Origin of the sequence: Micrococcus sp. KT16 (assembly GCF_003315015.1) — a bacterium.
Lineage (GTDB): Bacteria > Actinomycetota > Actinomycetes > Actinomycetales > Micrococcaceae > Micrococcus > Micrococcus luteus.
On sequence record NZ_QNRG01000001.1, the window covers coordinates 317,928 to 330,334 of the forward strand.

The 12,407-nt window shown below is 75.8% G+C and carries 11 protein-coding genes; 3 read left to right on the top strand and 8 right to left on the bottom strand.

The features are described 5' to 3' along the window. Window positions 1–30: 30 nt before the first annotated feature. The 3 genes from DE149_RS01510 to DE149_RS01520 form a co-directional block, all read right to left on the bottom strand. A complete protein-coding gene (locus DE149_RS01510) occupies window positions 31–1,158 on the bottom strand; it encodes a type II secretion system F family protein (protein ID WP_233490683.1) in 1,128 nt (375 codons plus the stop codon). After that, window positions 1,155–2,480, bottom strand: coding sequence for a CpaF family protein (locus tag DE149_RS01515; protein WP_113913827.1), 1,326 nt, complete (start codon window positions 2,478–2,480; stop codon window positions 1,155–1,157). The genes DE149_RS01510 and DE149_RS01515 overlap by 4 nt, the downstream gene beginning before the upstream one ends. 158 nt (window positions 2,481–2,638) lie before the next feature. Continuing rightward, window positions 2,639–3,448, bottom strand: coding sequence for a CoA pyrophosphatase (locus tag DE149_RS01520; protein WP_113913828.1), 810 nt, complete (start codon window positions 3,446–3,448; stop codon window positions 2,639–2,641). Window positions 3,449–3,484: 36 nt separating this feature from the next. Between DE149_RS01520 and DE149_RS01525 the strand changes: the two genes are divergently transcribed. Continuing rightward, on the top strand, window positions 3,485–4,690 hold the full coding sequence (locus DE149_RS01525) for an NAD(P)-binding domain-containing protein (protein WP_078026141.1): 1,206 nt from the start codon (window positions 3,485–3,487) through the stop codon (window positions 4,688–4,690). A gap of 21 nt (window positions 4,691–4,711) precedes the next feature. Here the strand turns inward: DE149_RS01525 and nth are convergent, their stop codons facing one another. Continuing rightward, window positions 4,712–5,518: an endonuclease III gene (nth, locus tag DE149_RS01530; protein WP_036314290.1), complete on the bottom strand. Its 807-nt coding sequence runs from the start codon at window positions 5,516–5,518 to the stop codon at window positions 4,712–4,714. A gap of 234 nt (window positions 5,519–5,752) precedes the next feature. Between nth and acs the strand changes: the two genes are divergently transcribed. Then, entirely contained in the window at window positions 5,753–7,693 is a 1,941-nt protein-coding gene (acs, locus tag DE149_RS01535) for an acetate--CoA ligase (protein ID WP_044658877.1), read from the top strand. A gap of 75 nt (window positions 7,694–7,768) precedes the next feature. Here acs and DE149_RS01540 read toward each other — a convergent pair whose 3' ends face one another. The 4 genes from DE149_RS01540 to DE149_RS01555 form a co-directional block, all read right to left on the bottom strand. Next, window positions 7,769–8,251 (bottom strand): GntR family transcriptional regulator, encoded by a 483-nt coding sequence (locus DE149_RS01540; protein WP_044658875.1) that lies wholly within the window; start codon window positions 8,249–8,251, stop codon window positions 7,769–7,771. After that, window positions 8,223–8,408, bottom strand: coding sequence for a methionine/alanine import family NSS transporter small subunit (locus DE149_RS01545; RefSeq protein ID WP_044658874.1), 186 nt, complete (start codon window positions 8,406–8,408; stop codon window positions 8,223–8,225). Before DE149_RS01545 ends, DE149_RS01540 begins: the two co-directional genes overlap by 29 nt. A gap of 3 nt (window positions 8,409–8,411) precedes the next feature. After that, window positions 8,412–10,055: a sodium-dependent transporter gene (locus tag DE149_RS01550; protein ID WP_044658873.1), complete on the bottom strand. Its 1,644-nt coding sequence runs from the start codon at window positions 10,053–10,055 to the stop codon at window positions 8,412–8,414. A gap of 119 nt (window positions 10,056–10,174) precedes the next feature. Then, on the bottom strand, window positions 10,175–11,554 hold the full coding sequence (locus DE149_RS01555; RefSeq protein ID WP_044658872.1) for a MarP family serine protease: 1,380 nt from the start codon (window positions 11,552–11,554) through the stop codon (window positions 10,175–10,177). 174 nt (window positions 11,555–11,728) lie between these two features. On the opposite strand from DE149_RS01555, the gene DE149_RS01560 reads away from it, so the two are divergent. After that, window positions 11,729–12,406: a Crp/Fnr family transcriptional regulator gene (locus DE149_RS01560; protein ID WP_002854021.1), complete on the top strand. Its 678-nt coding sequence runs from the start codon at window positions 11,729–11,731 to the stop codon at window positions 12,404–12,406. Window position 12,407 lies beyond the last annotated feature (1 nt).

Here is a 12,407-nt window from a genome sequence, read left to right on the forward strand (position 1 = left end):
AGGACCGGACGCCCCGGCGTCGCCGCCGCCTCAGCCCGGTCCCGCCCCGAGCAGGGCCATGACGACGGGCACCACGCCCCAGCACACGAAGGCCGGCAGCAGGCACAGCCCCAGCGGCATCACCAGGCGCACGGCGAGCTCCTCGGCCGCCCGTTCATCGGCCCGCCGGGTCTGCTGACGGACGGCGGCGGCGGTCTCGGCCAGCGTGCGGGCGCCGGCCATCCCGGACCGGTGCAGCGGCCGCAGCCGGGCGGCGGTCTCGATCCACACCGGGTCCGTGTCGAGCCCCGCCCACGCCTCGTCCCAGTCCCGGCCCCAGAGCAGCAGCGCCGCCGTGGCGCGCAGGCCGCGGGCGCCCGGCAGGGTTCGGCCGAGGTCGTCCAGCGCGGCGGGCAGGGATCGGCCGGCGCTGAGCAGCGCCGCCAACACGTCCAGCACGACGGCGGCGCCCACCGCCGCCGGTTCGCGCGCGGCAGCACGCAGCAGCAGGCGCGTCCAGGACCGCCCGGCCAGCCAGAACAGCAGCCCCACCGCGGCGACCACGGCACCGAAGGGCGAGCGGGCCAGGTCCCACGGGGAGGTGCCGAGCAGCCACGCGAGGCCGAGGCCGCCCAGGGGCAGCCACTGCAGCAGTCGGGACGTCGCGCCCGGCCCCGCCGCGGCCGAGCGGCGGGCCCGGGCCGCGTCCACGTCCGCCTCGAGACTGTGGGCCAGCCGCCGGGCCACGGCAGCGGGAGCGGCACCCGCCCGGGCCCCGGCCGCGAGCGCCGCGTCGACCAGCGCCCAGCCCGGGTCCCGTGCGGGGGTCCGCCAGGGCAGGGTCCCGCCGCCGCGCGCCGCCTCCCCGGTCGGCGCATGCGACGCCGGCACATCCCAGGCCAGCGCCTCGGCCCGGCGTCGGGCGCGGTGATGGGCACAGCATGCGGCACCCGCCTCGCCCGGGCCCGACCCGCAGGCGGGCAGGGTGCACGCGGTCTCCCGCCAGGCCTGCTCCTCGGTCAGGCCGGCCGCGACGAGGGCGGCCCAGCGGCGCAGCGCGCCGACGAGCACCTCCGTCTCCTCCTCCGGCCTCGCCCGCCCCGCCCACCAGGGCAGCAGCGGCTCGGCACGCCCAGCGCGCGACCGTCGTGCCTGCCCGGCCGCCGTCGTCGCGCTCACCGGCCGCTCCGCCCCGCCAGCCGGGCCGCGAGCGCGGGCATGCCGGGTCCTTCGACGGTCCGCCCGCCCGTCGCCTCCGTCCCGGGCCGCCACGTGAGGGCGGGCAGCAGGGCGAACCCGTCGGCGCGCAGGTCCGGGACGGCGAGCTCCACGGGGTGCCGCCCGTGGCCGTCGCGGGCGATGTGCAGCACGGCGTCCACGCCGGCGCGGGCCTGCGCGGCCACCGTCTCGGGCCGCCAGCCGGCCAGGGAGGCCATGGCCGTCAACCGGGCGGGCACCTCGGCGGCGGCGTTGGCGTGCAGGGTGCCCCACGCGCCCTGGTGGCCGGTGTTCAGGGCGGTGAGGACGTCGGCCACCTCGGCGCCGCGGCACTCGCCGACCACGAGCCGGTCCGGCCGCATCCGCAGGGCGTGGCGGACGAGCTCGGCCAGTCCGACCTCGCCGGCGCCCTCCGCGTTGGCGGCGCGGCACTGCAGGGCGACCACGTGCGGGTGATCGGGCGCGGCCTCGGCCGTGTCCTCCACGACGACGATCCGTTCGTCCCCCGGCACCCGGCCGAGGGCCGCGGAGAGCAGCGTGGTCTTGCCCGCCCCGGTCGCGCCGCTGACCAGGACGGTGGCGCGGTCGCGCACGAGCGCCTCGAGGGCGTCGGCCCAGAGGGCGCCGTCCGGCCAGCCGTCGGCCAGCGCGGCCAGCGACGGCGTCGCCGCGGCCGGGATCCGCAGGCTCAGCAGGGTGCCGCCGCCGCTGACCGGGGGCAGGACCGCGTGGACGCGCACGCCGCCCACGCGGGCGTCGGCCAGCGGCACCGCCGCGTCGAGGCGGCGGCCGGCCCGGTGCAGCAGCCGCACCGCGAGCGCCCGGGCGGTCTCGGGGTCGAGCCGATCGGGGCGGCGGACGAGGCCCCCGTCCCCGTCGGTCCACACCGCGCCCGCGCCGTCCACGAGCACGTCGGTCACGCCCGGGGTGCGCACCCAGGGTGCGAGCGGGCCGAAGCCGTCGAGCTCATCGACCAGCGCCGCCACGCGCGGGTCGTCGATCGGCACGTCGAGGGCCTCGGCGATCAGCGGGGCCAGCGGCGGCTCCGCGCCGTCCGCGGCCGACGCACGGGCCTCGGCCACGCGCCGGCGCACGACGGCGGCGTCCAGCCCGTCGGGGCCCGCTGCGGGTGCGGCGAGCGGCGGCGCGGCGACCTGCGTGCGTCCCGGCTCGGCCGGGCCGGTGCGGGGCCACGGGAACCGCCGGCCGCCCTCGGGCGGGGCGGGGCGGCGTCGTCGGCCCCGGGGCGGGCGGGCCGGGGCGGCGGGGACGAACGGGCGCATGGCGGGCCTCCTGCGGGTCGGGGCGGCCGCCGCGGTCCGCGGCCGCCGGCCCGTCCAGTCCACCGTCCCGCCCGGGTGCCCGCGCCCCCGGCCCCGCCGCTGGGGACACGGGCCCGCCCTCCGGCGCCTGTGCAGGAGCGGACGGCGGCGCGCAGCCGTCAGTCGCGCAGGATCCGGTGGGTCCGCGCGTCGCGCACGCGGGAGTCGTCCCACGGCACGTCCCAGCCCAGCAGCGCCAGCACGCGGTCGAGCAGCGCCGCCGTGAACCCCCACACCAGGCGTTCGCCCACGAGGAAGCCCGGCGTCTCGCCGCGGCGGCCGCCGGGCCGGGCCACGCGGCACCGGTTCGCGGGGTCCACCAGGTCCGCGACCGGCATCCGGAACACGGCCGCGGCCTCGGCCTGGTCGACCACCGCCACGCGACTGGGGTCCCGCCACCACCCGAGCACCGGGTGCACCACGTGCCCGGAGACCACCACCGGCACCGCCGGCAGCACGCCCAGGACCTCCACGCCGGCCGGGTCCAGGCCGGTCTCCTCCTGCGCCTCGCGCAGGGCCGTGGCCACGACGTCGCCGTCCTCGGGGTCGACGCGACCGCCGGGGAACGCGATCTGCCCGGCGTGCTGGCGCAGGGTGGCGGCGCGCTGGGTCAGCAGCACGTCCACGTGCGGGTGCACGCGCTCGGCGTCGTGACGGGCGGGGACGTCGTCGAGGGCGCCGAACAGGATCAGCACGGCGGAGGGGCGCGGATCGCCGGACCGGGGCCAGTCGAAGCCCCACATCGGCACGGCCTCGGGCGGGACCGTGGTGAGCGAGACCGGGTCGTGGTGACCGGGCGCGTCCGCAGGGGCCGCGCCCCACCGGGCCACGAGGTCCGCCAGCTGGTCCCGCGCACCCGCCAGGGACGCGTCGGACGTCCCGACGGCGTCGCGGGAGGTCGGGCGGGGGCTCGCGGGGGTCTCAGGCATGGCCCCCACGCTAGTCGCCGGTCGTAGCCTCGGGGCATGACGGCTCCCCTGACCTCGCCCCCGGCGGCCACCGCGTCCCCGGATCCGGTGGACGTCGCGGTGATCGGCGCCGGCCAGGCCGGACTGGCGGCCGGCTACTTCCTGGCGCGGGCCGCGCGGGACGTCGACCGCGGACGCCGGGCGGGCCCGGCGCCGTCGTTCGTCCTGCTCGACGCGTCCGCCCAGCCCGGCGGCGCGTGGCCGCACCACTGGGACTCCCTGCGCCTGTTCTCCCCCGCCGAGCACTCCTCCCTGCCGGGCCGACCCATGCCGCCGTCGCCCGGCCCCGGCACCCCGGACGCCGGGCACGTCGTCGCGTACCTGGCCGACTACGAGGACCGCTACGGGCTGCCGGTGCGGCGCGGCGTGCGCGTCACGGCGGTGACGCACGACGCCGCCGCGTCCCCGCCGTTCACCCTGCGGCTCGAGGACGGCACGGCCCTGAGCGCCCGGGCCGTGGTCTCCGCGACCGGCTCGTTCACCCGCCCGTTCGTGCCGGCTCTCCCGGGCGCCGACCGCTTCGGCGGCACGCAGCGGCACTCCGCCGCGTACCGCTCCCCCGACGCGTTCGCCGGGCGGCGCGTCCTCGTGGTGGGCGGCGGCAACTCGGGCGCCCAGATCGCGGCTGACCTGCTGCTGGCGGGTGTCGCCACCACGTGGGCCACCCGGCGTCCGCCCCGGTTCATGCCGGACGACGTGGACGGGCGGGTGCTCTTCGATCGGGCCTCGGCGCGCGTGCTGGGCCGCTCCGAGGCGCGCGTGGGCGACCTCGGGGACATCGTCATGGTGCCCTCGGTGATCCGCGCCCGCGACGAGGCCGGGCTCCACGCGGTCCCCGCGCCCACCGCGCTCACGCCGGACGGCGTCCGCTGGGACCACGACGCCGGCGCGAGCCACGGCTGGCCCGCCGCCAGCCGCGCCGCGGCCCGGGTGCGCGGCACCGAGCACCCGGTGGACGACGTCGTCTGGTGCACGGGCTTCCGGGCGGACCTGCGCCACCTGCGGAGCCTCGAGCTGACCCGCCGCCCCTCCGGGGCGCCGGCGACGGAGCGTGCGCTGCCGACCGCCTCGGTGGACGTGCCGGGGCTGCACCTGCTCGGCTACGACGACTGGTGCGGGGCCGCCTCGGCCACGCTCGCGGGCGTGGGGGTGCACGCGCGCCGGGCCGTCGACGCGATCCTCGCGGGCCTCACCGCGGGCTGAGCGGGTGGACCAGCCGGGCGGTCAGGCCTCCAGTCCGTGGCCGAGCGCGCGCAGCTCGCGGCGCGTCCGCCCCGCGCGCAGGAGCTCGAGCAGCTCCTCCCGGCCGGGCTTGAGCTCGTAGGCGAGCAGGGCGCGCGCCCGCTCGGGGTCGGTCTCCCCCTCGCCGTAGGACGGGCACCAGCGGGCGATCGGGCACGCCCCGCACGCCGGGCGGCGCGCGTGGCACACGCGGCGGCCGTGGAAGATCAGCCGGTGGGAGAGCATCGTCCAGTCCCGGCGGGGGAACAGGGCGCCCACGGCGTGCTCCACCTTCACCGGGTCGGTCTCGTCCGTGAACCCCAGGCGTCGGGCCAGCCGGCCGACGTGCGTGTCCACCGTGATCCCGGGCTGGCCGAAGGCGTTGCCGAGCACCACGAACGCGGTCTTGCGCCCCACCCCGGGCAGCGCCACGAGGTCCTCGAGACGGGCGGGGACCTCGCCGTCGTGCCGGGCCACGAGCTCCTGGGACAGCCGCAGGATCGCGGAGGCCTTGTTCCGGTAGAACCCCGTGGAGCGCACGAGCTCCTGCAGCTCGGGCTCGGTGGCCGCCGCCATCGCGTGGGCGTCCGGGAAGCGGGCGAACAGCGCCGGCGTGGCCGCGTTGACGCGCACGTCGGTGGTCTGGGCGGACAGCACCGTGGCCACGAGCAGCTCGAACGGCGTCTCGAAGTCCAGCTCGGCGACGGCGTACGGGTACGTCTCGGCCAGGATCCGGTCGATCCGCCGCGCCCGGCGCACCAGGGCCAGCCGGGTCTCCCCGGTCGGCGTGTCCGTCGGCTCCGTCTCCATCCGCGCGTCCTCCCGCCCTCGTGCGATCCGCTCAGGTCCGACCATCCTAGGGAGCGGGGCGCGTGCCGACGTCCACACCGGGGTCGGCCCCCGCTTCCGGGCGCGATGCGACACACAGGACCCGAAGATTTGTGGCGACGACGCCGCGCGCGGCATGCTGAGGCGGGAGACTAGTGTGGGACGCGTCACATCCGCGTCTCGCACCGACCGCACCACCCCGAAAGGACCCCGTCGATGGACGAGCAGATCCCCACGTTCCCGCCCCCGGCCGAGTTCGCCGCCCAGGCGGTGGCCGGAGCCGACCTGTACGAGGAGGCCGCCGAGGACCGCCTGGCCTATTGGGCCCGCCGCGCCCGCGAGGTCCTGCACTGGGAGCAGGACTTCACCGACGTCCTGGACTGGTCCGATGCACCCTTCGCGAAGTGGTTCGTCGGCGGCACCACCAACGCCGCGTACAACGCCCTGGACCGCCACGTCGAGGCCGGCCACGGCGACCGCGTGGCCATCCACTTCGAGGGCGAGCCCGGTGACACCCGCACCTACACCTACGCCGACCTGGCCGCCGAGGTCCGGCGCGCCGCCAACGCGTTCGAGTCCCTCGGCGTGACCAAGGGCGACCGCGTGGCCGTCTACCTGCCGATGATCCCCGAGGCCGTCATCACGATGCTCGCGTGCGCGCGCATCGGCGCGGTCCACTCCGTGGTCTTCGGCGGCTTCTCCTCCGACGCCCTGCGCTCCCGCGTGGACGACGCCGAGGCCAAGCTCGTCGTCACGGCCGACGGCTCCTTCCGCCGCGGCAAGCCCTCCATGCTCAAGCCCGCCGTGGACCAGGCCCTCTCCGCGCCCGGCCACACGGCCGAGCACGTGCTCGTGGTCCGCCGCAACGAGGCCGAGGTCGAGATGACCGAGGGCCGCGACCTGTGGTGGCACGACGTCGTGGACGCCCAGTCCGACGAGCACGAGCTCGTGTGGCACGACGCCGAGCACCCGCTCTACATCCTCTACACCTCCGGTACCACCGGGAAGCCGAAGGGCATCCTGCACACCACCGGCGGCTACCTCGTGCAGGCCGCGGCCACCCACCACGACACCTTCGACCTGCACCCGGAGTCGGACGTCTTCTGGTGCACCGCCGACGTCGGCTGGGTCACCGGGCACTCCTACGTCGCCTATGCGCCGCTGGTCAACGGCGCCACCCAGGTGATCTACGAGGGCACCCCGGACTCCCCGCACCAGGGCCGCTGGTGGGAGATCGTGCAGAAGTACGGCGTGAGCATCCTCTACACGGCGCCGACGGCGATCCGCACGTTCATGAAGTGGGGCCGGCACATCCCGGACGAGTACGACCTCTCCAGCCTGCGCGTGCTCGGCTCCGTGGGCGAGGCCATCAACCCGGAGGCCTGGCGCTGGTACCACGAGGTCATCGGCGCCGGCCGCTGCCCCATCGTGGACACCTGGTGGCAGACCGAGACAGGCGCCCACATGCTCACCCCGCTGCCCGGCGTGACCACCCTCAAGCCCGGTTCCGCCCAGAGGCCGGTGCCCGGCGTCGTGCTGGAGGTCGTGGACGAGCTCGGCGAGCCCATGACGGACACGAGCGCGGGCTTCCTCGTGGTGCGCGAGCCGTGGCCGTCCATGCTGCGCGGCATCTGGGGCGACCGGGAGCGCTTCAAGGAGACCTACTGGTCCCGCTTCCCCGGCATGTACTTCGCCGGCGACGGCGCCCGCTACGACGAGGACGGCGACATCTGGCTGCTGGGCCGCGTGGACGACGTCATGAACGTCTCCGGCCACCGCCTGTCCACCACCGAGATCGAGTCCTCCCTCGTGGCGCACCCGTCCGTGGCCGAGTCCGCGGTGGTCGGCGCGAAGGATGAGACCACGGGCGAGGCGGTCGTGGCGTTCGTCCTGCTCACCGCGGTCGCCGTCGCGGCCGACCGCGACGTCGCCGAGGTCGAGGAGGAGCTGCGGCAGCACGTGGGCAAGGACATCGGACCCATCGCCAAGCCCAAGCGCGTGCTCGTGGTCCCCGAGCTGCCCAAGACGCGCTCCGGCAAGATCATGCGCCGTCTGCTCAAGGACGTGGCCGAGGGCCGCGACCCGGGCGACTCCACCACGCTGGCCGACCCCACGGTCATGCAGCGCATCGTGGAGACGCTCGCCCCGAAGGCCTGAGCCGGCACGACGACGCCGCCCCGGACCGCACGCTGCGTGCGGTCCGGGGCGGCGTCGTCGGTGGGCGGGCCCGGCTCAGGCGCGGGCGGCTGCGTCCCGGCGGACCAGCTCCACGGCCTCGTCGGGCGTGTAGCCGAGGCGCTCGAGCAGGGTGTCGAGACAGCGGCGCACCGCCTGGTGCGCGGCGTCCGCGCGGGCGTCGGCCGAGGCGGCCACGAACGTGCCCGCGCGCCCCCGGGTGCGGATGGTGCCGTGCGCCTCGAGCTCCTTGTAGGCCCGGGCCACGGTGCCCGGTGCCACGCCGAGCTCGGCGGCGAGCGCGCGCACGGGCGGCAGTCGGTCCCCGCGGGCGAGGGATCCGGAGGTGACGCCGGCCAGGACCGCGTCCACGATCTGCCGGTAGGGCGGGGTCGGCAGGCTCCCGTCCACCGCCACGACCGGCAGGGAGGTGGAGACCACGCCCGCGGCCCCGCCGGCGACCGGGGCTGCGGACGGGGCCGCCGCGGACGGACCGGTGGCCCTCATCGTCTCACCGGTGCTGCGCGTCGAGAAGGCCATCCTCGCGCTCCCACACGGCGGGGGCCAGGTCGTCCTCGATGGCGAGGTCGCCCGAGGAGTCGTCCGGGTGGCGGAGCAGGTGGATGGCGGAGACCGCGAGGCCGCCCCACACCAGGAGGATGGCCAGGGACATCATGACGATCGCTGCGGTGCTCATCGGTCAGAGCTCCTTCCGGGTGGTGGCCACGGGCACCACCGGCAGGGCGCCGGTGGGGACGGTGCCCTCGGGCACGGCGTTGTGCGGGATGAGGTCGCCGTGGATCTCGCTGTCCAGGTCCTCCGCGTAGAGGTTGGACTTGCGGGACCACGGGATCAGGGAGAGCAGGACGGCCAGGGCGACGGAGCCGAGCGCGATGCCCCAGCCGAAGACGCCGAGGAAGTCGCCCGGGTAGCCCTCATAGCCCTCCGCGATCACCTTCATGATCCAGGAGAGCCAGATGTAGGCGAGCACGATCGGCATGAGCACGCCGATCAGCAGCACGTACCCGCGGCCGACCTTGAAGGAGGAGACGGCGTTGAGGTGCGCCGTGATGCGGCGGGCCGAGCCCAGCGCACCGGTGACCAGGAGCACCGACAGGAGCGCCGCGCCCACGATGCCGAAGTTGTTGGCGAACGCGTCCATGGTGTCGAGCATCTGCAGGCCCGTGGTGGTGGAGAACAGGGCGAGGGAGACCACCCCGGACAGGCCGATCACGACGATCGTGGCCGTCCAGCGGCCCCAGCCGAGCTTGTCCTTCACGGCGGAGATGACGACCTCGAGGATCGAGATCAGCGAGGTGAAGCCGGCGACCACGAGCGAGCCGAAGAACAGCACGCCGATCAGAGCGCCGAGCGGGGCCTGCGAGATCAGGGTGGGGAAGGCGATGAACGCCAGGCCGATGCCGCTGCCGGCCACCTCGGACACGGACACGCCGGAGGCCTGCGCCATGAAGCCCAGGGCGGAGAACACGCCGATGCCGGCCAGGATCTCGAAGCCCGAGTTGGAGAAGCCGACGACCAGGCCGGAGCCGGTGAGGTTCGTGCGGCGGTTGAGGTAGGAGGCGTAGGTGATCATGATGCCGAAGCCGACGGACAGCGAGAAGAAGATCTGACCGTAGGCGGCGATCCAGACGCCCGGGTCCGCGAGCGCGGCCCAGTTCGGCGTGAACAGCGCGTCCAGGCCCTGGGCGGCGCCCGGCAGGGTGAGGGCGATGCCGACGAGGACCAGGAACATCACGATGAGCAGCGGGATGCCGACCATCGAGGCCAGGGCCACGCCCCGGCGCACGCCGAAGCCCATGATGAGCAGCGTGATCACCCAGACGGCGAGCATGGGCCAGAAGACGCCCGAGACGACGTCGAAGGACGGGGACGGGTCGTCGGCGACCTGCAGGTAGTCGCCCATGAGGAAGGTCTCCGGGTCGTCGCCCCACCGCTGGTCCACGGAGAACCAGGTGTACATGATCGCCCAGCCGATGATCGCAGCGTAGTAGATCCCGATGACGACGCAGATGAGCACCTGCCACCAGCCGACGGTCTCGGTCCACCGGGACAGGCGCCGGAACGCCAGCGGCGCGGAGCCGCGGAAGCGGTGGCCGATCGCGTAGTCGAAGAACAGGAGCGGGATGCCCGCGGTGAGCAGCGCGATCAGGTAGGGGATGACGAACGCGCCGCCGCCGTTCTCATAGGCGACGTAGGGGAAGCGCCAGATGTTGCCGAGGCCCACGGCGGAGCCGATGGCCGCCAGGATGAAGGCCCACCGGCCGGCGAACTCCTCCCGGGTGCGCTTCGGCGCCGTGGCGGGCGCGGAGACGGTGCTGGACATGCAGGACCTCCGAGGGTCGGGGAAACTCGAGTGTGACGGATGCCACAATAGTCGACGCGGGCCGTTGCCGGACAGTCCGGTCCGGAATGCGGGCGTCAGGCGCGTGGCGCGGCGCCGGCTCAGCCGCCCGGGACGCAGTCCCCCGAGGGGACCGTGGCCGTCATCCCCGGGGCCGCGGCGACGACGGGGGCGATGGTGTCCGCCGTCAGGGCGTAGCCGACGGCGTCCGAGCCCGGGGCCCGGGCGAACACCAGACCGGCCAGGTTCCCGGCCGTGTCCACCACCGGGCCGCCCGAGTAGCCGTGGCGGATGTCCGCCGCGAGGGTGTAGACGTCCACCATGCTCGCGGCACCGGTCAGGACGTCGCCGAGCGGCACCTCGCCGACGGCCTGCACGGTCGCGGGGGTGGAGGCGAACGGGCCGCCGTCGGGATAGCCCAGGACGGAGGCCGACGCGCCGCCCGTCAGCTCGGCGCCGACCGGCATGACGGGCAGGTTCGCGTCGTCGACCGCCAGGACGGCGAGGTCGTGCGCCGTGTCCAGGTGGACGATCCGCGCCGCGTGCACGCCGCGGGCGCGGTCCGTCACGGTGGGGGCGTCCACGCCGAGGACCACGTGCGCGTTCGTGAGCACGCGGTCCGGGGCCACGGCCACGCCCGAGCCGCTCTGCACCTGGTTGCACTGCGCGGCCGTGCCGGTCAGCCGGACGACGGCGGCCGACGCCGAGGAGGCGGCGGGAGTCGAGGGGGCGGCCGTCGACGTCGACGAGGCGGGGGCGGTCGTCGTGGCCGACGGCGCGGCGGCCGTGGACGACGACGCCGCGGCGGCGTCGTCGGGCTCCTCGGGGGTCGCCGAGGCGGACGGGGCGGACGTCGCGGTGTCGGACGGGGAGGAGGCGGCCGAGGGCAGACCCGGCGTCGCGGCCGGGGCCGGGGCGGCGCGGACGCCGTCGTCGGACTCCGGGACGGGGGCGGGCAGCTCGAGCTCCGGCAGCACGTCCAGGTCGGCGACGGCGGAGCGCGAGCGGGCGGCCCAGGCCAGGAGCGAGTCGGGCATCACGGTGTCCAGCGCCGTGATCACCTGCGAGCGGTTCACCTCACGGGTGACCGCGGTGGAGCCGGAGGCCGCGATGGAGAACGCCACGAGCCAGAGGACGAGGGCGCCCGCGAGACCGGCGGCGAGCGCGCCGAGCAGGCGGTCGACGAGTCGCAGGGCCGGCAGGTTCACGCGCAGCCGGATCGCCTCGCCGATGGCGGCGCCCACGTACTGGCCCGCCGCCACGAGCAGGACGAGGGTGGCGATCAGCGCGGCCCACCGCCACTGCGGCGCGGTGACGAACTCCGCCACCTCCGGCAGGGCGTAGAACGCGATCGCGGCACCGCCGACCAGGCCGACGAGGTTGCCCAGCACCACCCACAGGCCGCGACGGTGGCCCTGGACCAGGAGCATCGCCAGCGCGACGATGAGCAGGACGTCCAGCCACGTCAGACCCAGCGGCATGGGCGACCTCCTTCGGATGCGACGGCACCGGCCACGCACGGGGACCGCCCGCGCGCCCGGTGGAGGATCCAGGGTATCGGCCCGCACGGGGGTATGGGGCACAATGGACGCCAGTGAACCGGGCGGCTCCTCCGCCGCGGTGTGAGGAACTGCCCACAGAGAGGACACGCACACATGGATCTCGAGGTTCTGCGGAAGGCTCCGCTGTTCACCAACCTGGACGACGAGGTGTTCGCCATCCTCACCTCGGAGCTGACCGAGGTGGAGCTCTCCCGCGGCGCGTCCGCGTTCCACGAGGGCGACCAGGGCGATCAGCTGTACGTGATCATGTCCGGCAAGATCAAGCTCGGCCGCACCGCTTCGGACGGCCGCGAGAACCTCGTGGCCGTGCTCGGCCCCGGCGAGATCTTCGGCGAGATGGCCCTGTTCAACCCCGCCCCGCGCAACGCCACCGCCACCGCGGTCTCCGCCACGCGCCTGGCCGGTCTGCGCCATGAGAACCTGCGCCGCGCCATCGCCTCGTCGCCGGACGTGTCGGTCCAGCTGCTCCAGGCCCTGGCCCAGCGCCTGTCCAAGACCAACGAATCCCTGGCGGACCTGGTGTTCTCGGACGTGCCGGGCCGCGTGGCCAAGGCGCTCCTGGACCTCGCGGACCGCTTCGGCCGCCCGGCCGCGGACGGCCTGCTGGTGGCGCACGACCTCACGCAGGAGGAGCTCGCCCAGCTGGTGGGCGCGTCCCGCGAGACCGTGAACAAGGCCCTGGCCGAGTTCGTTCAGCGCGGCTGGATCCGCCTGGAGAACCGCGCCGTGGTCATCCTGGACCTGCAGCGTCTGCGCCAGCGTTCGCGCTGAC

What these genes read in the sequence shown, in the direction of transcription:
- DE149_RS01550 (WP_044658873.1), bottom strand. Translation starts at nt 10,055, where the DNA reads ATGTCCAGCACCGTCTCCGCGCCCGCCACGGCGCCGAAGCGCACCCGG.
- DE149_RS01515 (WP_113913827.1), bottom strand. Translation starts at nt 2,480, where the DNA reads ATGCGCCCGTTCGTCCCCGCCGCCCCGGCCCGCCCGCCCCGGGGCCGA.
- DE149_RS01545 (WP_044658874.1), bottom strand. Translation starts at nt 8,408, where the DNA reads ATGAGCACCGCAGCGATCGTCATGATGTCCCTGGCCATCCTCCTGGTG.
- nth (WP_036314290.1), bottom strand. Translation starts at nt 5,518, where the DNA reads ATGGAGACGGAGCCGACGGACACGCCGACCGGGGAGACCCGGCTGGCC.
- DE149_RS01520 (WP_113913828.1), bottom strand. Translation starts at nt 3,448, where the DNA reads ATGCCTGAGACCCCCGCGAGCCCCCGCCCGACCTCCCGCGACGCCGTC.
- DE149_RS01555 (WP_044658872.1), bottom strand. Translation starts at nt 11,554, where the DNA reads ATGCCGCTGGGTCTGACGTGGCTGGACGTCCTGCTCATCGTCGCGCTG.
- DE149_RS01525 (WP_078026141.1), top strand. Translation starts at nt 3,485, where the DNA reads ATGACGGCTCCCCTGACCTCGCCCCCGGCGGCCACCGCGTCCCCGGAT.
- acs (WP_044658877.1), top strand. Translation starts at nt 5,753, where the DNA reads ATGGACGAGCAGATCCCCACGTTCCCGCCCCCGGCCGAGTTCGCCGCC.
- DE149_RS01560 (WP_002854021.1), top strand. Translation starts at nt 11,729, where the DNA reads ATGGATCTCGAGGTTCTGCGGAAGGCTCCGCTGTTCACCAACCTGGAC.
- DE149_RS01540 (WP_044658875.1), bottom strand. Translation starts at nt 8,251, where the DNA reads ATGGCCTTCTCGACGCGCAGCACCGGTGAGACGATGAGGGCCACCGGT.